This is a genomic window from Enterobacter quasiroggenkampii (genome assembly GCF_043972695.1).
Classification (GTDB): domain Bacteria; phylum Pseudomonadota; class Gammaproteobacteria; order Enterobacterales; family Enterobacteriaceae; genus Enterobacter; species Enterobacter quasiroggenkampii.
This window is the reverse complement of the sequence record NZ_CP143745.1, coordinates 475476-497841: the sequence shown is the minus strand read 5'-3', so window position 1 is coordinate 497841 and position 22366 is coordinate 475476. Positions and strand designations below refer to the sequence as shown.

Genomic DNA, 22366 nt, shown 5'->3' with positions numbered 1-22366 from the left:
AAAGGCCTTATGCGTATAAATCCAGCGCGGATTGCAGCGGGCTCACGCCAAAGCGCTTGCCGAGGGCGATGAGCGCTTCCCGGGGAATGGTCTGCTTCATGCCGCCCATGGCGTACACCTTCACCAGCACTTCCGCTGATTTCTCGGCGGTGTCGATCAGGCCAAAGGTTTCATCCAGCGTTGGACCGCTGCCGAACACGCCGTGGAACGGCCATAGCACCAGAGAATGTTTTTGCATATCAACGGCGGTTGCCTGGCCGATTTCGTCGGTACCCGGTACCATCCACGGCAGAATGCCCACGCCATCCGGGAATACCACCAGACACTCGGTACTGCCTTCCCAGAGCTTGCGGGTGATGACATCGGCGCTGTTTTCCAGCACGTAGGTCAGGGCGATCAGGTTCGTGGCGTGGCAGTGCATGATCACGCGGTCCTTGCCATTGGTCGCTTTGATGCGCTCGCAGTGGGAGAGGAAGTGCGCCGGCAGTTCGGAGGTGGGCACCGCTTCATCCGTCAGCCCCCACAGAATGTGGTAACCCGCGCCGTCGCTGTCCACTTTCACCACGCCGAGGTTGGCCTCCGGGTCGAGCTGGACGTTACGGAAAAACTTGCCGGAACCGGTGACGATAAACGGCGTGTTGGCGAGCAGCGGCATCGGCTGGCTCAGCGCGATATAGCGCGGCTTCGCGTGGAAATCGGCCGCGAAAGGTTCGATATCCGCGTCGTCCAGGCGCAGCGTCAGGTTGCCGCCGTTGCGCTCGTCCCAGCCTTTCAGCCAGGCGTCGGAGGTGGCTTTGATCATGCCCTGGACGAACCAGGAGTGGGTGATAGTCTGCATACTGTGGTTCCTTTGAAAATGCCGGGTGGCGCTACGCTTACCCGGCCTGCTCTTACCCGTAGACCCGGCAGGCAACGTGCTGCCGGGCGATGTTTTTACTGACGAGCGGCGAGAACGTCTTTCTCATACGCCCGCACGTTGTTCAGCCACTGGCTGCCCGCCGGGGCATCGTTACGCTGGCAGTACATCTCCCACACTGCCTGCCACGGCAGGGATTTCTGCTCTTCCAGCAGCGCCAGACGTGCGGTGTAGTCACCGTTAGCCTCCAGCTGCTTCAGCGTGGCGACTGGCTCCAGCAACGCGCGCAGCAGGGCTTTCTTCATATTGCGGGTGCCGATAACCCACGCCGCGATGCGGTTGATGGAGGCATCGAAGAAGTCGAGGCCGATGTGTACGCGGTCAAAGAGGTCGTGGCGGATGATTTCGCTGGCAATCGCCTGGGTTTCGTCATCCAGCAGCACCACGTGGTCGCTGTCCCAGCGCACCGGACGGCTGACGTGCAGCAGCAGACGCGGCACGTAGAGCATGGCGGCGGAGATTTTGTCGGAGATCACCTCGGTCGGGTGGAAGTGGCCAGCATCCAGACACAGCGCGGTCTGGCGGCTGGTGGCGTAACCCATATAGAACTCGTTCGAGCCCACGGTATAGCTCTCGGCGCCTATACCGAACAGCTTGCTCTCGACGGCGTCGATGTGGTGCGCCGGGTCCAGCTTCTCGCTGAGAGCCTCATCCAGCGCGGCCAGCAGGCGCTGGCGCGGAGCCAGACGATCGACGGTGATATCCTTCATGCCGTCCGGGATCCAGATGTTCATCACCGACGGCGTGCCGAGCTGCTCGCCGAAATACGCCGAAACGCGGCGGCTGGCCTTCACGTGATCGATCCAGAACTGGCGGATGTCGTTGTCCGCGTGGGCGAGAGTAAAACCGTCCGCACTCAGCGGATGTGAGAAGCAGGACGGGTTAAAGTCCAGGCCCAGCCTGTTGGTTTTGGCCCACTCTACCCAGTTCTTAAAGTGTTCCGGTTTGATTTCGTTGCGCGCCACCGGCTCATCGGATTCGAGATAGATTGCATGCAGATTCAGGCGCTTTGGCCCCGGGATCAGGCTCAGCGCCAGTTCAAGGTCGGCGCGCAGTTCGGTCGCGTTGCGCGCTTTGCCTGGATAGTTACCCGTGGCCTGAATACCCCCTGTCAGGGAACCGCCTGGGTTCTCGAAGCCAGCGACGTCATCGCCCTGCCAGCAGTGCATGGAGACGGGCAGACGGTCGAGCTGGCGCAGCGCCTCTTCGACATCCACGCCGACGGCGGCGAAACGCTGTTTAGCCAGATCCCAGGCTTGTTCTAATTGAGTTGTCATGCACAAAGCTCCTTAGTCAGTCGGTTTTGCTGAAACTGCGCGCGAAAGCGAGCAATTTCATGGCAGGGATTGGGTGTGAAGGTGGTCAGACTGGCGTTCGCCGTCACCACCGAACGGAAGTCGTCAACGTTGGAAAGTTCGTCCAGAGTCATCAGCTGAATGCCGATATTGCCGAGCGTGGAGGCCTCCACGGGACCTGCCACCACGGTGACGTCGCAGGCATCGGCGCAGAGCTGGTTCAGCAGCTGGTTCTGGCAGCCGCCGCCCACGATATGCAGCTGGCTGAAGGGTTTTCCTCGAAGGCTCGCCAGCTCGCTGAGGATGTCGGCATACAGCAGGGCGAGGCTGTCAAAAATGCAGCGCGCCAGTTCGGGAGGGCTGGACGGCACAGGCTGCCCGACCTCGACGCAGGCGGCCTGAATTTCGGCGCTCATGTGCGCCGGATTGATAAAGCGCTCATCGTTCGGGTTGATCAGGAACGTGCAAGCCTTCAGCTTCTCGGTTTCGGCGATAAGCCCAGGCAGGTCGGTAATGTTCTGCTCTTTCAGTACCCGCTGGAGCAGCCACAGCCCCATGATGTTTTTCAGTACGCGGTAGCGGCCTTCGGCACCCCCTTCGTTGGTAATGTTTGCGGCCATGGCAGCATCGCTGGCGTACGGGGTTTTGCTCTCAAAGCCCATCAGCGACCAGGTACCGGAAGAGAGGTAAGCCGCGTCTTTGCTCGCAAGTGGGGAAGCAATCACCGCGCTGGCGGTATCGTGGCTGGCGACGGCAACGACAGGAATTGCGTTCCCCTGTGGGCAAATCCAGTGACCGATCACATTACCCGGGTGGGTTGGTGTACCGAACCAGGAAGGCGACGCTCCCGTCCAGGCCAGCAGATGTTCATCCCAGTTATCCGAGTTGATGTTGACCAACTGCGTGGTGGTGGCGTTGGTATATTCCCAGTTCATGTTGCCGGTCAGGCGATAGCTCAGGTAGTCCGGGATCAGCAGCGCATGGGCCACGTCCGCCACCAGCTCTGGCTGTTGCTCGACCAAAGCGCGCAGCTGATAAAGCGTGTTAAACGGCAGAAACTGAATGCCGCTGCGTCTGTAGATGTTGTCCTTGCCAAGCTGGGCGATAGCGTGCGCCATCAGGCCGTCGGTGCGGTTGTCGCGATAAGAAACTGGCAAGCCGACGCGTTCGCCATGGCTATCAAGCAGAACGTAGTCCACGCCCCAGGTATCAATGCCGATGCTGTCGATGCGAATACCATCGTTGCAGACGTTGTTCAGTCCGATACGGATCTCCGCCTCCAGGGCATCGATATCCCAGGCAACAAAACCGTCCTGCTTTTGCAGGCAGTTGGCGAAACGGTGCATTTCGCGAAGCGCAAGCGTGTGCTGCTCACGGTCCCAGCTCGCGAGCATTACGCGCCCGCTGGATGCGCCTAAATCGACAGCCACACAATGGCGAAAAGTCATAGTCGGGTCCTTTCTTAAGTCATTAGCGGTGAGTGTAAAAAAGGGAAGAAAAAGTCACCTTCTCACCACTGACAGGCCAAATCTCGCGCTGGCAAGAAAGCAAAGGTGAATGTGAGGGAGTTCACAGTTTCCAGTGGTGGCGGGATTTTCAGGCAGTGTGACGCTGACCGCATTTCCCGATCTTTCCCCCTGTTTCTTGAAAAATGGACAGCTTTTGCGAGGTTTACTGCCAAAAATTGAAGGTGAGTGCGGAAGGCCTTAATTACTATTTTGAGAACATTTTTCATTGGTGGAGGCCGTTATGACCGTACTGCACAGCGTGGATTTTTTTCCTTCAGGAGGGGCGCCTGTCGCGATTGAGCCACGGCTTCCTCAGGCCGCGTTCCCGGAGCATCACCATGATTTTCATGAAATTGTGATTGTTGAGCGCGGGACAGGTATTCATGTCTTCAATGGCCAGCCATATACCATCAGCGGCGGTACGGTGTGCTTCGTGCGCGACCACGATCGGCACCTGTATGAGCATACCGACAACCTGTATCTGACGAATGTGCTCTACCGTTCCCCGGATGCGTTCCAGTTTCTTTCGCGCCTGAATCAGCTGTTGCCCCAGGAGCAAGACGGACACTATCCGTCGCACTGGCGCGTGAATCAGTCCACCCTGCAGCAGGTGCGTCAGCTGGTGGGCCAAATGGAGCAGAGCGAGGACGGGCGGGAGACGCACGCCATTGCCACGCGCGAACTGCTGTTTATGCAGCTTCTGGTGCTGCTGCGCCGCAGCAGCCTGGTGGAAGGGCTGGAAGATAACAACGCGCGCCTGAACCATCTGATGGCCTGGCTGGAAGATCATTTCGCTGAGGATGTCTGCTGGGAAACGCTTGCGGATGATTTTTCACTGTCGCTGCGCACCCTGCATCGCCAGCTTAAGCAGCATACCGGTATGACGCCGCAGCGATATCTCAACCGTCTGCGCCTGATCAAAGCGCGTCATCTTTTACGTCATACCGACGAAAGCGTCACGGATATCGCCTACTGCTGCGGTTTTGGCGACAGCAATCACTTTTCAACGCTGTTTCGCCGGGAATTTAACTGGTCGCCGCGTGATATTCGTCAGGGGAAAGACGCGATGCTTCAGTAACGCGAGGGCAGTCACCGTTTTATTTCCGCAAAAAAGCTAATAGTGTCAGGTTATTCGGCGTAGAGGTCGTGGTGTGGCTGCTCAGTTAATCCTTCGCAAAGATGATTTTTATGCCTCCGCGAGCCAGGCCGTGACGGTGGCCGACCGCTACCCGCAAGACGTCTTTGCCGAACATACCCACGAGTTTTGCGAACTGGTGCTGGTATGGCGCGGTAACGGCCTGCACATCCTCAACGACCGTCCCTACCGCATCACGCGCGGAGATCTGTTCTATATTCGCGCGGAGGATAAACACTCCTACGCCTCGGTTAATGACCTGGTACTGCAGAACGTTATTTACTGTCCGGACAGGCTCAGGCTTAACGTAGACTGGGCCGCAAGCATTCCGGGTTTTCTTGATGCTAAGGGTTCTCCGCACTGGCGCTTAAGCAGTAACGGCATGGCTCAGGTACGGCAGGTTATTTCTCAACTGGAGCAGGAGAGCCAGAAGAACGACCCCGTTTCTAACCAGCTAGCGGAGTTGCTTTTCGCCCAGCTGGTGGTGACGTTAAAGCGTCATCGTTACGCCACTGATAACCCCTCCGCCACGACGCAGGAAGCGCTGCTGGATAAGCTCATCACCACGCTTGCGGGCAGCCTGAATAAAAACTTTATACTGGAGAAATTCTGCGAGCAGGAGCAGTGCAGCGAGCGCGCGTTGCGCCAGCAGTTCCGCACCCTGACCGGGATGACGGTGAACCACTATCTGCGCCAGCTGCGCATCTGCCATGCACAATATCTCCTGCAGCATACGGAGTGGATGGTCAGTGATGTGGCGATGTGCTGCGGCTTTGAAGACAGTAACTACTTTTCAGTGGTGTTTAATCGCGAGGTGGGGATGACGCCGGTACAGTGGCGTCATCGCAGTCGAAAGGGGTCGTGATCAGTTTGCCATGCCGAGCCCAACGATATTGGCAGCGATAATGATCACCACGCAGCCGAGGCTCAATACGCCAACCGGACGATGTCCGGCGTTTTTCCACTCTTTCAGCGCCAGACCGACCAGCCCGCCACACAGTACGTAGAAACTCATGTGCAGCATCCAGCTTACGTAGTCGTATTGCACCGGAATGCTGGCATGGCCCCAGGCGTAGAAGAAAAACTGTAAATACCACATCAGCCCGCCGAGCGCGGAGAGTAACACGTTGGTGATGATAAGCGATGTTGCCAGCGAGAAGTCGGTTTTTATCGACAGGTTTTTCACTTTTGCGAGACGAATGAAGCAGAAGCCCAGGTTAACCATCGCGCCGCCACCCATAATCACGACATAGCTTGGCAGCGCAACATACAGCGGATCGACGCCCAGCGCGGCGGCGGCTTCATGCATAGGCCTGGCAGCATTCATCGCGAACGACATACCGGCCGAGAAGATGCCGCACATCACCGCCAGCAGCAGACCTTTCTTCAGGTTAAAATCTTCAGCTTTAATGCCCATCTTGCGCTCTTTCAGCTGCCCCGCGCGAGTCACTATTCCTACGCCAACGACCGCCACCAGCACGCCCAGGAGCGTCATCCGCCCACCCTGAGTATTAATAAGCACCTCGATGTTGCCGTTGAGAACTGGCGTCATCAGAGTTCCGACGATCAGCGTAATGCCAATCGCGATACCAATGCCCATCGACATGCCGAGATAGCGCATGGTGAGGCCATAGTTGATGTTACCGACGCCCCACATCGCGCCGAACAGGAACACCGGCAGCAGAGTGGAGGCGCTGAAGGAGGAGAAGTAGCCCCAGAAATCGGGCAGCAGCATGGCGCTAATGGTCCAGGGTAAAATCAGCCAGGACACGACCCCGCCAACGGACCACATGGTTTCCCATGACCAGCCTCTCACCTTTTTAAACGGAGCATAGAAACAGGCTGCACTGGCAGCGCCTATCAAATGCCAGAAGATACCCATCGTAATCGCATGATTCATTTTTACACCCTCATCGTTTTTATCGTCAGTGGCTTCTCTTCGACTTGAGGAGTGTAAAAATTAGGCAGCCCGGGAACCTTCAGAAGGTTGCCGCACAGGTGTTCTGGATGGCAATCAGCACGTTAACCGCGTGAGCAGACTCACATTTCCGCTATTAATCGAAAACTGAATAACCTTATAAAAACTACGGCATTGATAATCATTTTCAATATCATTTAATTAACTATAATGAACCAACTGCTTACGCGGCATTAACAGCTGTGCCGCCCGACAATAATGGAGAGGATTATGAGTTATACACTGCCATCCCTGCCGTATGCCTACGACGCACTGGAACCGCATTTCGACAAGCAGACGATGGAAATCCATCACACTAAACACCACCAGACTTACGTGAACAACGCGAACGCCGCGCTGGAAAGCCTGCCAGAATTCGCTAACCTGCCTGTTGAAGAGCTGATCACCAAGCTGGACCAGCTGCCAGCGGACAAGAAAACCGTGCTGCGTAACAACGCGGGCGGTCACGCAAACCACAGCCTGTTCTGGAAAGGCCTGAAAACTGGTACCACCCTGCAGGGCGACCTGAAAGCGGCTATCGAGCGCGACTTCGGTTCTGTTGACAACTTCAAAGCAGAATTCGAAAAAGCCGCTGCAACCCGCTTCGGCTCCGGCTGGGCGTGGCTGGTTCTGAAAGGTGACAAACTGGCGGTGGTTTCTACCGCGAACCAGGACTCCCCGCTGATGGGTGAAGCGATCTCTGGCGCATCCGGCTTCCCAATCCTGGGTCTGGACGTGTGGGAACACGCTTACTACCTGAAATTCCAGAACCGTCGCCCGGACTACATCAAAGCGTTCTGGGACGTGGTGAACTGGGACGAAGCAGCAGCGCGTTTCGCCGCTAAAAAATAAGGTTGCATTGACGCCTGTGAGAAGCGAGTCTGATGGCTCGCTTTTTTTGTATCTGCGTAATGGAGGCAGCGATGCATTACCCGGTGAATGTATTTACAGGCAAGGTAAGGGAGTACGACGGCAGCCGCCCGAGCGCCATCGCCAAAATTCAGGTCGACGGTGAGCTGACGTTAACCGACCTTGGGCTTGCGGGCGACGAGCAGGCCGAAAAGAAGATCCACGGTGGGCCCGAGCGCGCACTGTGCCACTACCCTCGCGAGCACTATCAGCACTGGAAAACCGAGTTCCCCGAGCAGGCGGACCTCTTCGTCGCCCCCGCGTTTGGCGAGAATCTCTCAACCGAAGGGCTCACCGAAAAGAACGTGTTTATAGGTGATATCTACCGCTGGGGCGATGCCCTGATTCAGGTGACGCAGCCGCGCTCGCCGTGCTTCAAGCTCAACTTCCATTTCGGTATTCATGACATGTCGGCTCAGATGCAAAGCGCGGGTAAAACCGGCTGGCTGTACCGTGTGGTGCTGGCTGGGCAGGTGTCAGCGGATGCGCCGCTTGAGCTGGCATCACGCCTGAGTGAAGTGTCTGTTTACGACGCCTGCGCCATTGCCTGGCATATGCCGTTTGATGACGAGCAGTATCATCGCCTGCTGTCGGCGGCGGGGTTATCGACCAGCTGGACAAGAACGATGCAGAAGCGGCGTTTAAGCAGCAAGATCGAGGATAATTCGCGGAGGTTGTGGGGTAAATAGTCCTCCGTAAAGAGTAGGCCGGGTAAGGCGAAGCCGCCACCCGGCACTAACAGCTACGAACGCTTATACAACGGTAGCCACAGCGTTAACCGCAGCCCACCCAGCGGACTGTCATCGGCTTTCACCCATCCACGGTGCTGCTGCATGGCGGTTTCCACAATCGCCAGACCCAGTCCCGTACCGCCCGATTCCCGGTCGCGCGCTTCGTCGGTGCGGTAGAACGGACGGAAAATCTGCTCGCGGTCTTCCGGGCTGACGCCAGGACCGTCGTCGTCGACAATGACGGTGATCCCGTCTTTATCCACCGAGAACGCCACCTCAATCTTCGTGTGCGAGTAGCGCAGGGCGTTACGCACGATATTCTCCAGCGCGCTTTCCAGCGTGTTGGGGTTACCGTACAGCGGCCATGGACCCGGCGGGAAGTTGACGGTGAAGGATTTGCCCATCTGCTCCGCTTCGAACGCCGCGTTATCCAGCACTTCATGCCACAGATGATTGGCTTTCACCGTTTCGCTCACCAGCGCGTTTTTCTGCTGATTGCGCGACATGACCAGCAGATCGTTGATCATGCTGTCCAGACGATGCGCTTCGGTTTCGATACGCTCCAGCTCTTTGCTCTCCCCGCTGCGGCGGCGCAGCAGCGCGGTGCCAAGCTGTAAGCGCGTAAGCGGGGTGCGCAGTTCGTGCGAGATATCCGACAGCAGACGCTGTTGTGCCGTCATCATGCGATCGAGAGCGCTCACCATCTGGTTAAAACTGGTCCCGGCGGCAAGGAACTCCTGCGGTCCGGCTTCCAGTTCAGGATGTTGTCGCAGGTTACCCTGGGCCACTTCATCAGCCGCATTTTTCAGCTTACGCGCCGGTTTTGCCAGGCTCCACGCCAGCCATAACAGCAGCGGCGAGCTGACCAGCATAGTAACAATCAGCAGCAGGAGAGGGCGGTCAAACAGCAGGTTGATGAAGTCGGACTGGGAGCTGCTCGCGGGGCGAATCAGGTAGAGCTGATAGTTATCCTCGCCATCTCTGACGGAGAACGGCCCCACCATTTCTACGCGGCCATATTTTTTCTTCTGGGGGTGATCGGCGTTATCTGCCTGGCCAATGAAGTTGCGGATGATCTGCATTTCATTGCGATCGGCGCCAATCACGCGGCCTTCGCTGGTCACCAGCAGCAGGCGTTGTCCGGGCGGCGCCCACTTGTCGATAGCGCGAAACAGCCTGCGCCACCACATTAAATCGTTTGGCGGATCGTTTGCCAGCTCGGCTTCCACGTGCTGCTCGATCATCACGCCCTGACGTTGCTCGCTGTCGAGAAGCTCCGTCATCTGGCGTGAGTCGAGTTTTGGCAACATCAGTACGAGCATTAAAACCAGTGCCAGCGTCAGCCAGAAGATGGCGAAGATGCGGGCGGTTAAGCTTCCTATCATGAAGCGGAAACCATCAGATAACCGCGACCACGCAGGGTTTTAAACCATGGATGACCGTCTTTACGCTCCGGCAGCTTACGGCGCAGGTTAGAGATGTGCATGTCGATGGCGCGGTCAAACGGGGTCAGACGTTTGCCCAGCACTTCCTGGCTTAAATGTTCACGCGAAACCACCTGGCCGAGGTGCTGCGCCAGCAGATACAGCAGGGTGAACTCCGTGCCGGTCAGTTCCAGCGTCTGGCCATCAAAGCTCGCTTCCTGACGGCCCGGGTTCAGGCTCAGGGAGTCGACTTCAAGGGTAGGCGAGCTGTTGTCGGTATTCTGCTGCTGCTCGCTCCAGTGGGAACGACGCAGGATCGCGCGAATACGGGCGACCAGTTCGCGGTCGTTAAACGGCTTCGGTAAATAGTCATCCGCGCCCAGTTCAAGGCCGAGTACGCGATCGAGTTCGCTGCCGCGAGCGGTCAGCATGATAACGGGAGTCTGGTGTGTCTGGCGAAGCTCTTTCAACGTATCAATACCGTTTTTCTTCGGCATCATCACGTCGAGCAAAAGTAAATCGATGCTGTCGTCAAGGAGACTCAGCGCCTGCTCGCCATCATGGGCAACCAGGACGTTGAAACCTTCCATGTCGAGCAACTCCTTTAAAAGGGATGTGAGCTCTCGGTCATCATCAACTAACAGGATTTTATTCATTGTTTAAATACCTCCGAGGCAGAAATTACGACATCAAGGCTGTCTAATCCATGACTTTACGTTGTTTTACACCCCCTGACGCATGTTTGCAGCCTGAATCGTAGACTGTCTCTCGTTGAATCGCGACACGAAAGATTTTGGGAGCAAGTGATGCGCAAAGTTACCGCTGCCGTCATGGCCTCAACGCTGGCGTTCAGTGCGTTTAGCCAGGCTGCTGTAGCTATCATCAGCGATAACGGTTCCTCACAAGAGGACACAACGCAGCACAGTAGCCAAAGCCATATGTTTGACGGCATAAGTTTAACCGAACATCAGCGTCAACAGATGCGAGATCTGATGCAGAGGGCGAGACACGACCAGCCCCCTGTTAATGTTAGCGAAATGGAGACAATGCATCGCCTTGTCACCGCAGAAAATTTTGACGAAAGCGCTGTGCGCGCTCAGGCCGAAAAAATGGCACAGGAACAGGTTGCTCGCCAGGTTGAAATGGCGAAGGTCCGCAACCAGATGTTCCACCTGCTAACGCCCGAGCAGCAAGCGGTTTTGAACACCAGACATCAGCAGCGTATGGATCAGCTGCGTGAGGTTGCACGGATGCAGCGAAGCTCAGAAACGACGTTTTTCAGTAGCAATAGCAGTACCCGTAGTAACCAGTAAACCCTGTTTTCCTTGCCATAGACACCATCCCTGTCTTCCCCCACATGATGTGGGGGTTTTTTTTGCCCCGCATTCTGATTTGTTAACCGTTTATTCATCCTTCGACTCCACATGCTTCCGTTATACTAGCGGCATGACATGACAGGAGCGTTTATGAATCAATCCTATGGAAGACTGGTAAACCGGGCCGCCATGGCCGCGACCATCATGGCGTCGTGTTTGCTGGTCATTAAGGTTTTTGCGTGGTGGTATACCGGATCGGTCAGTATTCTGGCGGCGCTGGTGGACTCGCTGGTCGATATTGCCGCCTCGCTGACCAACCTGCTGGTGGTGCGTTACTCGCTGCAGCCAGCGGATGAAGAGCACACGTTTGGGCACGGCAAAGCGGAGTCGCTGGCCGCGCTGGCGCAGAGCATGTTTATATCCGGTTCTGCGCTGTTCCTGTTTCTCACCGGCATTCAGCATCTCGTCTCGCCGACACCGATGAACGATCCCGGCGTCGGCGTCGTTGTGACGATTGTCGCGCTTATATGCACACTTGTTCTGGTAACGTTCCAGCGCTGGGTCGTTCGCAAAACGCAAAGTCAGGCCGTACGGGCGGATATGCTTCATTATCAATCTGATGTTATGATGAATGGGGCTATTCTTATTGCGCTCGGTCTGGCCTGGTATGGCTGGCATCGGGCCGATGCGTTGTTTGCGTTAGGGATTGGTATCTATATTTTATATAGCGCCCTGCGGATGGGGTATGAAGCGGTGCAATCACTGCTTGACCGCGCCCTCCCGGACTCAGAACGCAATGAAATTTTTTCTATCGTGACCGCCTGGCCCGGCGTCAGCGGTGCGCACGATCTTCGAACGCGGCAGTCAGGGCCGACCCGCTTTATTCAGATTCATATTGAAATGGAAGACAACCTGCCACTGGTTCAGGCTCACGTGATTGCTGAGCAGGTTGAGCAGGCGATTTTGCAGCGTTTTCCTGGTTCAGACGTCATCATTCACCAGGATCCCTGCTCGGTTGTACCCGGACATGTTGGGCTTTCGTAATTCGTTGTAAAAAAGTGAGCCAGGCCAGCATTTTGTGTATAAATTACCGCCATTTGGTCTGACCTGAATCAATTCAGCTGGAAGGGATTGATATACTATTTGCAGTATTCGTTGGTCGATAAGTTTCTTCCGGCAACAGATTTCAATTTTGCATTCCTAAGTTCAGAGGTAGTCATGATTAAGAAAATCGGTGTGTTGACAAGCGGCGGTGATGCGCCGGGCATGAACGCGGCAATTCGTGGGGTTGTTCGCGCGGCGCTGACGGAAGGTCTGGAAGTTTTTGGTATCTATGATGGTTACCTGGGTCTGTATGAAGACCGTATGGTTCAGCTCGACCGTTACAGCGTGTCTGACATGATCAACCGTGGCGGTACCTTCCTTGGGTCTGCACGCTTCCCGGAATTCCGTGATGAACACGTTCGTGAAGTGGCTATCGAGAACATGAAAAAACGTGGCCTGGACGCCCTGGTGGTTATCGGTGGTGACGGCTCGTACATGGGTGCAAAACGTCTGACTGAAATGGGCTTCCCGTGCATCGGTCTGCCAGGCACTATCGACAACGATATCAAAGGCACCGACTACACCATCGGTTACTTCACCGCGCTGGGAACCGTTGTTGAAGCGATTGACCGCCTGCGTGACACCTCTTCTTCTCACCAGCGTATCTCTATCGTTGAAGTGATGGGACGTTACTGCGGTGACCTGACCCTGGCTGCGGCGATTGCGGGTGGCTGTGAGTTTGTCGTGGTTCCGGAAGTGGAATTCAGCCGTGAAGATCTGGTGGCTGAAATCAAAGCGGGCATCGCGAAAGGCAAGAAACACGCGATCGTGGCTATCACCGAGCACATCTGTGACGTAGACGAGCTGGCGAAGTACATCGAAACCGAAACCAAACGTGAAACCCGTGCCACCGTACTGGGGCACATCCAGCGTGGCGGTTCCCCTGGCCCGTACGACCGTATTCTGGCGTCCCGTATGGGCGCGTACGCAATCGAACTGCTGCTGCAGGGCCACGGCGGCCGCTGCGTCGGTATTCAGAACGAGAAACTGGTTCACCATGACATCATCGACGCGATTGAAAACATGAAGCGTCCGTTCAAAGGTGACTGGCTGGACTGCGCGAAAAAACTGTACTGATTGGCTCTGTTGCCCGGTGGCGCTGCGCTTACCGGGCCTACAAAAGCACGACTCGTAGGCCGGGTAAGGCGTAGCCGCCACCCGGCTTTTTTATGCGTGCACGCTTTTTTATTCCACTACGTTATAGCCAATCTTTTTTTATTCTTTAATCCTCGATTCGCTTTCTGGCACGCTGCATTCATCAAAACACTACACAAGAGAGCTGGGCGATGAATAAATGGGGCGTGGGTTTAACATTATTGCTGGCATCGACCAGCGTTCTGGCTAAGGACATCCAGTTACTGAACGTGTCATACGACCCGACGCGTGAACTGTACGAGCAATACAACAAAGCGTTTGCGGCACACTGGAAACAGGAAACCGGCGACAATGTCGTGGTTCGCCAGTCTCACGGCGGTTCTGGCAAGCAGGCGACCTCCGTCATCAACGGTATCGAAGCTGACGTGGTGACCCTGGCGCTGGCCTACGATGTCGACGCGATCGCCGAGCGTGGCCGTATCGACAAAAACTGGATCAAACGCCTGCCGGATAACTCCGCGCCATACACCTCAACCATCGTTTTCCTGGTCCGTAAAGGCAACCCGAAACAGATCCATGACTGGAATGACCTGATTAAGCCAGGCGTGTCCGTCATCACCCCTAACCCGAAAAGCTCTGGCGGCGCTCGCTGGAACTACCTGGGTGCGTGGGGCTACGCGCTGCACCACAACAATGGCGACCAGGCCAAAGCGCAGGAATTCGTGAAAGCGCTGTATAAAAACGTTGAGGTGCTGGACTCCGGCGCGCGTGGCGCCACCAACACCTTCGTCGAGCGCGGGATTGGCGACGTGCTGATCGCATGGGAAAACGAAGCCCTGCTGGCCACTAACGAGCTGGGTAAAGACAAGTTCGAAATTGTGACCCCAAGCGAATCGATTCTGGCAGAGCCGACCGTCTCTGTTGTCGATAAAGTGGTTGAGAAGAAAGACACCAAAGCGGTGGCAGAAGCCTACCTGAAGTATCTCTACTCGCCAGAAGGCCAGGAAATTGCGGCGAAAAACTTCTATCGTCCACGCGATCCGGCGGTGGCGAAGAAATACGAAAGCGTCTTCCCTAAACTGAAACTCTTCACCATTGATGACGAGTTCGGTGGCTGGACGAAAGCGCAGAAAGAGCACTTCTCTAACGGCGGCACGTTCGACCAGATCAGCCAGCGCTAACCATTAGCCAATGACACGGTAACCCGGCGTGAGAAATCCGCCGGGTTTTTTATTTGGTCATCATTTTGCGTTACTCTTTTGCCTCTATTGAAAACAGGGAACGCGTTGTGAAAAAAATTATCTTATTGATCCTCATTGTCATCGCCCTTGTCGCTGGCGGCGTGTACTGGATGAAAGCGGGTAATCCGAATGCGTTGCGACATATCGTTCTCGACCAGTGCGTGCCGAATCAGATCCAGAATCGTAACCCGGCACCGTGTGCGCAGGTGAAAACGGATGCAGGCTATGTGGTCTTTAAAGACCGCAACGGGCCGCTGCAATATCTGCTGATGCCGACATATCGCATCAACGGCACCGAGAGCCCGCTATTGACCGAAGCGCACACGCCGAACTTTTTCTGGCTGGCCTGGCAGTCGCGCAGCTTTATGACCCTGAAGCGCGGATCCGAGGTGCCCGATAGCGCCATTTCGCTGACGATTAACTCGCCGACAGGGCGCACGCAGAACCATTTTCATATTCATATCTCCTGTCTGCGCCCGGACGTGCGCGAGAAACTCAACGCCGCGCAGGGAGAAATCAGCACCCAGTGGTTGCCCCTTCCTGGCGGGCTGGAAGGGCATGAGTATCTTGCTCGTCGGGTGACGGAGAATGAACTGGTGCAGCGCAGCCCGTTCATAATGCTGGCTGAAGAGCTGCCGGAAGCGCGCGACCATATGGGGCGCTTCGCCCTGGCGATGGCGCAGCAGTCCGATGGTTCGTTTGTGTTGCTGGCAACCGAACGTAACTTGCTGATGCTTAACCGCGCGTCCGCTGAGGAACTGCAGGATCATCAATGCGCTATTCTGAATTGACCCCACCATAAATAGCGTTTACTCGCCCTGCCTGTCGCCGTAGACTTGCTGAAAAATTCTACAGGAGACAGGTATGTCGCTCTGGTCAACGTATCCTCTGCTGGTACCCTCACTGATCGTTGGCGTCACTATCGTGCTATGGGCGACGTCGCTGTTGCCGGAATTCATCACCGCACTGCTGTTCTTTACGGCGGCAATGACCGCGAAGATTGCCCCGCCGGAGGTGATTTTCGGCGGTTTTGCTTCGTCGGCCTTCTGGCTGGTCTTCAGCGGATTCGTGCTCGGCGTGGCGATCCGTAAAACCGGACTGGCAGACCGGGCCGCCCGGGCGCTGTCGGCAAAGCTCACCGACTCCTGGGTGTTGATGGTGGCAAGCGTGGTGCTGCTGAGCTATGCGCTGGCGTTTGTGATGCCGTCGAATATGGGACGTATTGCGCTGCTGATGCCGATTGTCGCCGCCATGGCGAAACGCGCCGGTATCGCCGACGGCTCCCGCGCCTGGTTTGGTCTGGCGCTGGCGGTAGGGTTTGGGACGTTCCAGCTTTCGGCGACGATTCTGCCCGCTAACGTGCCTAACCTTGTGATGAGCGGTGCGGCGGAAGGCTCGTACGGCATCCATCTGAACTATGTCCCGTATCTGCTGCTGCACACGCCGGTGCTGGGCATTCTCAAAGGCCTGATTCTGATTGGCCTGATCTGCTGGCTTTTTCCCGGCAGCCCAAAACCGCCGAAGGAACAGGCGCCGTCTGAGCCTATGGGGCGGGACGAAAAGCGTCTTGCCTGGCTGCTGGCGGTGGTGCTGGGGATGTGGGTGACGGAGAGCTGGCACGGCGTTGGGCCCGCCTGGACCGGGCTGGCGGCGTCGGTCATCGTTATGCTGCCGCGTATCGGTTTTATCACCGGGGAGGAGTTTTCTGCGGGGGTGAATATGCGTACCTGCATTTACGTCGCGGGCATTCTTGGGCTGGCGATCGTCGTGACGCAAACCGGTATCGGAACGGTGGTGGGCGAGGCGTTGCTCCGCATTATGCCGCTGGATGCAGACCAACCGTTCACCAGTTTCCTGGCGCTGACCGGTATTACCACCGCACTCAACTTCATTATGACCGCCAACGGCGTTCCTGCGCTGTATACCACCCTGGCGCAAAGCTTCTCGGATGCGACCGGCTTCCCGCTGCTGTCGGTAATCATGATTCAGGTGCTCGGCTATTCCACGCCGCTGCTGCCGTATCAGGCGTCGCCGATCGTGGTGGCGATGGGGCTAGGAAAGGTGCCTGCCAGGGCGGGGATGGTGCTCTGTCTGGCGCTGGCGATAGCGACGTATCTGGTGCTGCTGCCGCTGGATTACCTGTGGTTTAGCCTGCTGGGACGGCTGTAAAAAAGCCCGGTGGCGCTGACGCTTACCGGGCCTACAGAACTGTAGGACGGGTTAGCGCAAGCGCCACCCGCCACAAAGGCAATTACGCCTGTTTAGCCGCTTCTGCCGCTTTAACGATTACCGCGAAAGCGTCCGCTTTCAGGGATGCACCGCCAACCAGCGCGCCATCGATGTCTGGCTGGGTGAACAGCTCAGCAGCGTTAGACGCGTTAACGGAACCGCCGTACTGGATGATCACTTGCTCAGCCACTTTGGCGTCAGCTTTCGCAATGTGGTCACGGATGAATTTGTGAACCGCCTGAGCCTGCGCAGGAGTGGCTGATTTGCCGGTACCGATCGCCCAGACTGGCTCGTAAGCGATAACCGCGCCTTCGAACGCTGCTGCGCCCTGCGTTTTCAGCACTGCGTCGATCTGACGTGCGCACACTTCTTCAGTTTTGCCCGCTTCGTTTTCTGCTTCAGTTTCACCGATGCACAGAACCGGGATCAGACCCTGCTCTTTCAGCACGGCGAATTTCTTCGCGATGAACTCGTCGGATTCTTTGTGATAGGTGCGACGCTCGGAGTGGCCGATGATGATGTATTTCGCGCCGATATCTTTCAGCATTTCAGCGGAGGTTTCACCGGTGAACGCGCCAGACAGGTTAACGTCAACGTTCTGCGCGCCCAGAATGATGTGGCTGCCGTCTGCGGCACGTTTAGCCAGATCCAGGTACATATCCGGCGGAGCGATAGCAACCGCGCAGCCGGTCACGCCAGCCAGCTCTTTACGCAGGTTCGCAACCAGTTCGTTTACCATGTGGCGGCTGCCGTTCAGTTTCCAGTTACCCATCACTAAAGGATGTCGCATTTCAATTCTCCACGCTCAATAAGCGAATTAAGGAATATGGCCACCCTGTCGGGCAGCATGGTCTGTGAATCAGTATAGAGATTTTCCCTCGAAAGGCTTTGCTTTTTGTCATTAATTCGCCCCGCCAAGGGTGTCAGATAGTGCCAGCTTAATCGGTTCAACAGCGAAGGTCAGTCCTTTTTCGCCGTTGTCCGCCACAACATAGCGGATCGCGCCTTCGGTATCGGCGTAGTAACGCTTGTTTTTACCGGCGGTGAGGAGTTTTTGCAGCTTTTGCTGGCTTTGCTTTTTCGTCAGCGCAGGGGTAAACGCCTGCAGGACCGCACTCATGTACTCCAGGGCTTTTGCCTTTGCGGCTTTCTGCTCTGGCCCCTGTATTGGCAGCCAGGTGATTTGCATGCTTTTGATTTTTAACGTCCCGCGTTCGAGCGCCGTGGAGGCATACAAATTCTCGTTAATCTTGCTTGCCGCACGGGTCAGGGTAGGCGTGTCGCGGGGGCCATCAATGGCACGAAACTCATCCAGCGGTAGCGTGGGGTTGGCCTGATTGAAGGCTTCACGAAACTGGCTGATGGACTGATCGAACGACGGTGCGCCCGCCAGCAGATACGGTGCGGTGGTCGGGGCTGTGGTTTCGGCGGCGTGCAGGGTAAAGCCCGCGCTGAGCAGCGCTAAACACAGGAAAAGAGAATGTGTCGAACTTTTCATCAACATTGCCCCTGGCCGTAAGTGCTCATGATTAAAACGATATCTGGTCGGCTTGTCAAAAGGTCACAACTCCAGGGTAAAATGCGCGCGATATGATAATAAGGAACCTTACATGACCATACAGCAGTGGCTGTTTTCATTCAAAGGGCGTATTGGACGCCGTGATTTCTGGATCTGGATGGTGACGTGGGTTGTCGCCATGCTGCTTCTGTTTTTCGTTGCCTATAACGCATGGCTAAGCACGCAAACGGCGGCCTTCGCGCTGGTCTGCCTGCTCTGGCCAACGGCGGCTGTCGTCGTGAAACGCCTGCACGATCGCGGTCGTTCCGGCGCGTGGGCATTTCTGATTATTCTGGCGTGGATGCTGGTGGCGGGAAACTGGGCGATGCTGCCGTCCATCCTGCCGTGGGTTGTGGGCAGGCTGCTGCCGTCGGTCATCTTCGTGATGATGATTGTCGATCTGGGCGCATTTATTGGCACCCAGAGCGAAAACAAATACGGTAAAGACACCGTTGAGGTGAAATACCGCTGATCACCAGTAGTGTTCGGCGGTCATATGGCCTGGCCGGCGGCGAAGATGTTTCGTCATCTGCCGGGTATCCTTCAGAAGCTGCTGCGTGTCCCGTACCATCTGCGGGTTGCCACACAGCATGACGTGGCTGGTTTCAGCGTTCAGCGGCAAACCCACCGCCTCTTCCAGGGCACCACTCTCAATAAGCGCCGGCACGCGGCCGGTCAGCGTTCCTGCTACGGTTTCACGGCTGACCACCGTCTGAATCTTTAACTTTCCGCCGTACTGCTGCTCCAGCGCCTGCATCTGCGGCAGGTAGCTCAGATCTGCAGCGTAGCGCGCGGCATGCACCAGCACGATGTTTTTAAAGCGCTCGAGGTCTTTGCCGTACTGCAAAATAGAGAGATAAGGACCGATGGCCGTGCCGGTTGCCAGCATCCAGAGCGTGTCACAATCCGGGATCTCTTCGAGCACAAAGAAGCCTGCTGCTTCACTCACGATCTGCACCTCGTCGCCGGGCTTAAGGGCGGCAAGGCGCGGGCTGAGTTTACCGTCAGGAACGGTGACCAGATAGAACTCGAGATCCGGGTTATCAGGCGCGTTAACGTAAGAGTAGGCGCGCTGCACGCGCTCGCCGTCGACATCCAGCCCCAGCTTCGCAAATTGCCCGGCTTTAAACGGGTGGACGGGAGCATGCACGGTGAGACTAAATAGCGCATCGGTCCAGAACTGTACCTTTGTGACTTTACCTGTTACCCAGTCCGCCATGATCTTCTCCTGTGCTGTTTCTCTGTTCTATCTTCCGTACTTAACGGTGAGATTTCCAGCCCATTTGGGCCGGAAAGCTCTATCGATCAAACGGTTTTACAGAATGTGCGTCTGTACGTCCGGGTCTTTGCGGTCGAGATAGTGGATAGACTGGATGCGGCGAATGGTGCGCGATTTGCCGCGGATCAGCAGCGTTTCGGTGGTCGCCATATTGCCCTTGCGGCTGATGCCGTCCAGCAGATCCCCTTTGGTGATACCGGTCGCCGAGAAGACCACGTTATCGCTTCGGGCCATATCATGTAGCGCCAGCACTTTGTTGGCCTCGATACCCATCGCTTCGCAGCGTGCCAGCTCGTTTTCCCCGATACGGCGGTTCTCTTCGCTGTCGCCTTTCACCTCGTGGCGGGGCAGCAGACGAGCCTGCATATCGCCGTCCAGCGCGCGGATCACTGCCGCAGAGACTACGCCTTCCGGTGCGCCGCCGATGCCGTACAGTACGTCCACTTCGCTGTCCGGCATGCAGGTCAGGATCGAGGCGGCAACGTCACCATCCGGAATGGCAAACACGCGCACGCCGAGCTTTTGCATCTGCGCGATAGTGGCGTCGTGGCGCGGTTTGGCCAGAATGGTGACGGTGAGTTCGCTCAGCGGTTTGTTCAGCGCGCTGGCGACGTTACGCAGGTTCTCTTCCAGCGGCAGGCTGAGGTCGATTGCGCCTTTTGCGCCAGGACCGACAATCAGCTTTTCCATGTACATATCCGGCGCGTTAAGGAAGCAGCCCTTATCGCCTACGGCCAGCACCGCCAGGGCGTTGGCCTGACCCATCGCCGTCATGCGCGTACCTTCGATCGGGTCGACGGCGATATCCACAGCATCACCTTTGCCGGTACCGACTTTTTCACCGATATAGAGCATTGGCGCTTCGTCGATCTCGCCTTCGCCGATCACGATAGTGCCGTCGATGTTGACCTGGTTAAGCACAATGCGCATGGCATGGACGGCTGCGCCGTCGGCGGTATTTTTGTCACCACGACCCAGCCATTTATAGCCTGCAAGGGCGGCCGCTTCGGTGACGCGGGAAAACTCGATAGCAAGTTCACGTTTCATGAGGTACTCGTGCAATCAAAAGGAATTGCACGAAGTTTATCACAGAGTGGGGAGGGGGGTTTTAAGTCCCCTCTCCCCAAAGGGGAGAGGGATAAGTTTGTCTTATTCGTCGTGCTCTTCCCACGCCAGGGCGCGTTTGACCGCTTTCTTCCAGCCGCTATAGCGGAAGTTACGCTCGGTGGTTTCGATGCCCGGGCGGAATTCGCGTTCGATCACCGCTTTTTCCTGCAGCTCGTCCAGGTTCTGCCAGAAGCCGACTGCCAGACCGGCAAGGTACGCCGCGCCCAGCGCCGTCACTTCACGCACTTCAGGACGCTCAACGCGGGTGCCCAGAATGTCGGACTGGAACTGCATCAGGAAGTTATTCGCGACCGCACCGCCGTCCACGCGCAGGGCGTGCAGACGAATGCCAGAGTCCGCCTGCATCGCTTCCAGCACGTCGCGCGTCTGGTAGGCGATGGATTCCAGGGTGGCGCGAATAATGTGGTTAGAATTCACGCCACGCGTCAGACCGAAAATCGCGCCGCGTGCATACGGGTCCCAGTACGGTGCGCCCAGACCGGTGAACGCAGGCACCACGTACACGCCGTTGGTGTCTTTCACTTTGGTCGCGAAGTACTCGGAGTCGAACGCATCGCTGATCAGCTTCATCTCGTCACGCAGCCACTGGATAGACGCGCCGGCCATGAACACCGCACCTTCCAGGGCATAGTTCACTTCGCCGCGCGGGCCGCAGGCAATGGTGGTCAGCAGGCCGTTTTCTGATTTCACCGCTTTCTCGCCGGTGTTCATCAGCATAAAGCAGCCGGTGCCGTAGGTGTTCTTCGCCATCCCTTCCTTGACGCACAGCTGGCCGAACAGCGCCGCCTGCTGGTCACCGGCGATACCGGCGATAGGAATACGGGTGCCGCCTTTACCGCCGATGTTGGTCTGGCCATATACCTCAGAAGATTTGCGCACTTCAGGCAGCATCGCGCGTGGGATATCCAGCGCGTCCAGCATCTTGTCATCCCACTCCAGGGTGTTGATGTTGAACAGCATGGTACGCGAGGCGTTGGTGTAGTCGGTGACGTGAACGCGTCCCTGGGTCATCTTCCAGATAAGCCAGGTGTCAACGGTACCGAACAGCAGCTCGCCGCGCTTTGCACGCTCACGTGAACCTTCCACATGGTCGAGGATCCATTTCACTTTGGTGCCGGAGAAATACGGGTCAACCACCAGGCCGGTGGCGCTGCGCACGTACTCTTCCATGCCGTCGCGCTTCAGCTGTTCGCAAATCTCAGAGGTACGGCGGCACTGCCAGACGATGGCGTTGTAAATAGGCTTACCGGTTTCACGTTCCCAGACAATCGTCGTTTCACGCTGGTTAGTGATACCAATCGCGGCAATCTCGTCGGAACTGATATCGGCTTTCGCCAGCACTTCGACCAGCGTGGAGCTTTGTGACGCCCAGATCTCCATTGGGTCGTGTTCTACCCAGCCTGGACGAGGGTAAATTTGCTCAAATTCGCGCTGTGACACGCTGACGATGTTCGCGTCATGATCCATTACGACAGCGCGGGAGCTGGTAGTGCCCTGGTCGAGCGCAACGATATATTTTTTTTCGGTCATGGTATGTGTCC

22 protein-coding genes are annotated in these 22366 nt (G+C 56.7%); 11 read left to right on the top strand and 11 right to left on the bottom strand.

All coding sequences use genetic code 11. From position 1 onward, the window contains the following. Positions 1-7 precede the first annotated feature (7 nt). From rhaD to rhaB, 3 genes are all read right to left on the bottom strand, one after another. Positions 8-838 carry a rhamnulose-1-phosphate aldolase gene (gene rhaD, locus V1572_RS02435; protein WP_048028382.1) on the bottom strand — a complete coding sequence of 277 codons (831 nt, stop codon included), beginning with the start codon at positions 836-838 and terminating at the stop codon, positions 8-10. Between the two features lie 95 nt (positions 839-933). Then, the gene (gene rhaA / locus V1572_RS02430) at positions 934-2193 is read right to left on the bottom strand and encodes an L-rhamnose isomerase (protein ID WP_045909105.1); all 1260 of its coding nucleotides are present in this window, start codon (positions 2191-2193) and stop codon (positions 934-936) included. Continuing rightward, a complete protein-coding gene (rhaB, locus tag V1572_RS02425) occupies positions 2190-3659 on the bottom strand; it encodes a rhamnulokinase (protein ID WP_395299671.1) in 1470 nt (489 codons plus the stop codon). Before rhaB ends, rhaA begins: the two co-directional genes overlap by 4 nt. A 301-nt stretch (positions 3660-3960) precedes the next feature. On the opposite strand from rhaB, the gene rhaS reads away from it, so the two are divergent. Next, positions 3961-4797, top strand: coding sequence for an HTH-type transcriptional activator RhaS (rhaS, locus tag V1572_RS02420; RefSeq protein ID WP_196365673.1), 837 nt, complete (start codon positions 3961-3963; stop codon positions 4795-4797). A gap of 73 nt (positions 4798-4870) precedes the next feature. Next, positions 4871-5719, top strand: coding sequence for an HTH-type transcriptional activator RhaR (gene rhaR, locus V1572_RS02415; protein ID WP_045909109.1), 849 nt, complete (start codon positions 4871-4873; stop codon positions 5717-5719). On the opposite strand, the gene rhaT is transcribed toward rhaR, so the two are convergent. Further along, on the bottom strand, positions 5720-6754 hold the full coding sequence (rhaT, locus tag V1572_RS02410; RefSeq protein WP_262802626.1) for an L-rhamnose/proton symporter RhaT: 1035 nt from the start codon (positions 6752-6754) through the stop codon (positions 5720-5722). It abuts the gene before it with no gap. 288 nt (positions 6755-7042) lie between these two features. On the opposite strand from rhaT, the gene sodA reads away from it, so the two are divergent. Continuing rightward, positions 7043-7663 (top strand): superoxide dismutase [Mn], encoded by a 621-nt coding sequence (gene sodA / locus V1572_RS02405; RefSeq protein WP_003861999.1) that lies wholly within the window; start codon positions 7043-7045, stop codon positions 7661-7663. A 71-nt stretch (positions 7664-7734) separates the two neighbouring features. After that, complete coding sequence (gene yiiM / locus V1572_RS02400) at positions 7735-8409, top strand: 6-hydroxyaminopurine reductase (protein ID WP_045909111.1); 675 nt, start codon at positions 7735-7737, stop codon at positions 8407-8409. 53 nt (positions 8410-8462) lie between these two features. Here yiiM and cpxA read toward each other — a convergent pair whose 3' ends face one another. Then, the gene (gene cpxA / locus V1572_RS02395) at positions 8463-9836 is read right to left on the bottom strand and encodes an envelope stress sensor histidine kinase CpxA (RefSeq protein ID WP_014885717.1); all 1374 of its coding nucleotides are present in this window, start codon (positions 9834-9836) and stop codon (positions 8463-8465) included. Continuing rightward, positions 9833-10531, bottom strand: a complete 699-nt coding sequence (cpxR, locus tag V1572_RS02390) for an envelope stress response regulator transcription factor CpxR (protein ID WP_006179159.1) — start codon at positions 10529-10531, stop codon at positions 9833-9835. The genes cpxA and cpxR overlap by 4 nt, the downstream gene beginning before the upstream one ends. Before the next feature lie 150 nt (positions 10532-10681). On the opposite strand from cpxR, the gene cpxP reads away from it, so the two are divergent. From cpxP to V1572_RS02360, 6 genes are all read left to right on the top strand, one after another. Further along, complete coding sequence (gene cpxP / locus V1572_RS02385) at positions 10682-11188, top strand: cell-envelope stress modulator CpxP (protein WP_045909112.1); 507 nt, start codon at positions 10682-10684, stop codon at positions 11186-11188. A gap of 153 nt (positions 11189-11341) precedes the next feature. Continuing rightward, entirely contained in the window at positions 11342-12235 is an 894-nt protein-coding gene (gene fieF / locus V1572_RS02380) for a CDF family cation-efflux transporter FieF (RefSeq protein WP_045909114.1), read from the top strand. A 174-nt stretch (positions 12236-12409) separates the two neighbouring features. Continuing rightward, positions 12410-13372, top strand: a complete 963-nt coding sequence (gene pfkA, locus V1572_RS02375; protein WP_008501816.1) for a 6-phosphofructokinase — start codon at positions 12410-12412, stop codon at positions 13370-13372. A gap of 209 nt (positions 13373-13581) precedes the next feature. Then, a complete protein-coding gene (locus tag V1572_RS02370; protein WP_024909198.1) occupies positions 13582-14571 on the top strand; it encodes a sulfate ABC transporter substrate-binding protein in 990 nt (329 codons plus the stop codon). Positions 14572-14678: 107 nt separating this feature from the next. Continuing rightward, positions 14679-15422: a CDP-diacylglycerol diphosphatase gene (locus tag V1572_RS02365; RefSeq protein ID WP_045909115.1), complete on the top strand. Its 744-nt coding sequence runs from the start codon at positions 14679-14681 to the stop codon at positions 15420-15422. A gap of 73 nt (positions 15423-15495) precedes the next feature. Beyond that, positions 15496-16800 (top strand): SLC13 family permease, encoded by a 1305-nt coding sequence (locus tag V1572_RS02360; RefSeq protein ID WP_395299670.1) that lies wholly within the window; start codon positions 15496-15498, stop codon positions 16798-16800. A gap of 82 nt (positions 16801-16882) precedes the next feature. On the opposite strand, the gene tpiA is transcribed toward V1572_RS02360, so the two are convergent. Further along, positions 16883-17650 (bottom strand): triose-phosphate isomerase, encoded by a 768-nt coding sequence (gene tpiA, locus V1572_RS02355; protein ID WP_003862019.1) that lies wholly within the window; start codon positions 17648-17650, stop codon positions 16883-16885. A gap of 111 nt (positions 17651-17761) precedes the next feature. Next, positions 17762-18358 (bottom strand): DUF1454 family protein, encoded by a 597-nt coding sequence (locus V1572_RS02350; protein ID WP_045909117.1) that lies wholly within the window; start codon positions 18356-18358, stop codon positions 17762-17764. A 112-nt stretch (positions 18359-18470) separates the two neighbouring features. Between V1572_RS02350 and V1572_RS02345 the strand changes: the two genes are divergently transcribed. Beyond that, positions 18471-18890: a DUF805 domain-containing protein gene (locus V1572_RS02345; protein WP_023293600.1), complete on the top strand. Its 420-nt coding sequence runs from the start codon at positions 18471-18473 to the stop codon at positions 18888-18890. Here V1572_RS02345 and fpr read toward each other — a convergent pair whose 3' ends face one another. The 3 genes from fpr to glpK form a co-directional block, all read right to left on the bottom strand. Further along, positions 18891-19637: a ferredoxin--NADP(+) reductase gene (gene fpr, locus V1572_RS02340; protein ID WP_045909118.1), complete on the bottom strand. Its 747-nt coding sequence runs from the start codon at positions 19635-19637 to the stop codon at positions 18891-18893. It lies immediately after the preceding gene. A gap of 96 nt (positions 19638-19733) precedes the next feature. Continuing rightward, entirely contained in the window at positions 19734-20744 is a 1011-nt protein-coding gene (gene glpX / locus V1572_RS02335; protein WP_023293599.1) for a class II fructose-bisphosphatase, read from the bottom strand. Positions 20745-20846: 102 nt separating this feature from the next. Beyond that, complete coding sequence (gene glpK / locus V1572_RS02330; protein WP_014885706.1) at positions 20847-22355, bottom strand: glycerol kinase GlpK; 1509 nt, start codon at positions 22353-22355, stop codon at positions 20847-20849. Positions 22356-22366: the final 11 nt, after the last annotated feature.

What these genes read in the sequence shown, in the direction of transcription:
- rhaD (WP_048028382.1), bottom strand. Translation starts at nt 838, where the DNA reads ATGCAGACTATCACCCACTCCTGGTTCGTCCAGGGCATGATCAAAGCC.
- rhaA (WP_045909105.1), bottom strand. Translation starts at nt 2,193, where the DNA reads ATGACAACTCAATTAGAACAAGCCTGGGATCTGGCTAAACAGCGTTTC.
- rhaB (WP_395299671.1), bottom strand. Translation starts at nt 3,659, where the DNA reads ATGACTTTTCGCCATTGTGTGGCTGTCGATTTAGGCGCATCCAGCGGG.
- rhaS (WP_196365673.1), top strand. Translation starts at nt 3,961, where the DNA reads ATGACCGTACTGCACAGCGTGGATTTTTTTCCTTCAGGAGGGGCGCCT.
- rhaT (WP_262802626.1), bottom strand. Translation starts at nt 6,754, where the DNA reads ATGAATCATGCGATTACGATGGGTATCTTCTGGCATTTGATAGGCGCT.
- sodA (WP_003861999.1), top strand. Translation starts at nt 7,043, where the DNA reads ATGAGTTATACACTGCCATCCCTGCCGTATGCCTACGACGCACTGGAA.
- yiiM (WP_045909111.1), top strand. Translation starts at nt 7,735, where the DNA reads ATGCATTACCCGGTGAATGTATTTACAGGCAAGGTAAGGGAGTACGAC.
- cpxA (WP_014885717.1), bottom strand. Translation starts at nt 9,836, where the DNA reads ATGATAGGAAGCTTAACCGCCCGCATCTTCGCCATCTTCTGGCTGACG.
- cpxR (WP_006179159.1), bottom strand. Translation starts at nt 10,531, where the DNA reads ATGAATAAAATCCTGTTAGTTGATGATGACCGAGAGCTCACATCCCTT.
- cpxP (WP_045909112.1), top strand. Translation starts at nt 10,682, where the DNA reads ATGCGCAAAGTTACCGCTGCCGTCATGGCCTCAACGCTGGCGTTCAGT.
- fieF (WP_045909114.1), top strand. Translation starts at nt 11,342, where the DNA reads ATGAATCAATCCTATGGAAGACTGGTAAACCGGGCCGCCATGGCCGCG.
- pfkA (WP_008501816.1), top strand. Translation starts at nt 12,410, where the DNA reads ATGATTAAGAAAATCGGTGTGTTGACAAGCGGCGGTGATGCGCCGGGC.
- V1572_RS02370 (WP_024909198.1), top strand. Translation starts at nt 13,582, where the DNA reads ATGAATAAATGGGGCGTGGGTTTAACATTATTGCTGGCATCGACCAGC.
- V1572_RS02360 (WP_395299670.1), top strand. Translation starts at nt 15,496, where the DNA reads ATGTCGCTCTGGTCAACGTATCCTCTGCTGGTACCCTCACTGATCGTT.
- tpiA (WP_003862019.1), bottom strand. Translation starts at nt 17,650, where the DNA reads ATGCGACATCCTTTAGTGATGGGTAACTGGAAACTGAACGGCAGCCGC.
- V1572_RS02350 (WP_045909117.1), bottom strand. Translation starts at nt 18,358, where the DNA reads ATGAAAAGTTCGACACATTCTCTTTTCCTGTGTTTAGCGCTGCTCAGC.
- V1572_RS02345 (WP_023293600.1), top strand. Translation starts at nt 18,471, where the DNA reads ATGACCATACAGCAGTGGCTGTTTTCATTCAAAGGGCGTATTGGACGC.
- fpr (WP_045909118.1), bottom strand. Translation starts at nt 19,637, where the DNA reads ATGGCGGACTGGGTAACAGGTAAAGTCACAAAGGTACAGTTCTGGACC.
- glpX (WP_023293599.1), bottom strand. Translation starts at nt 20,744, where the DNA reads ATGAAACGTGAACTTGCTATCGAGTTTTCCCGCGTCACCGAAGCGGCC.
- glpK (WP_014885706.1), bottom strand. Translation starts at nt 22,355, where the DNA reads ATGACCGAAAAAAAATATATCGTTGCGCTCGACCAGGGCACTACCAGC.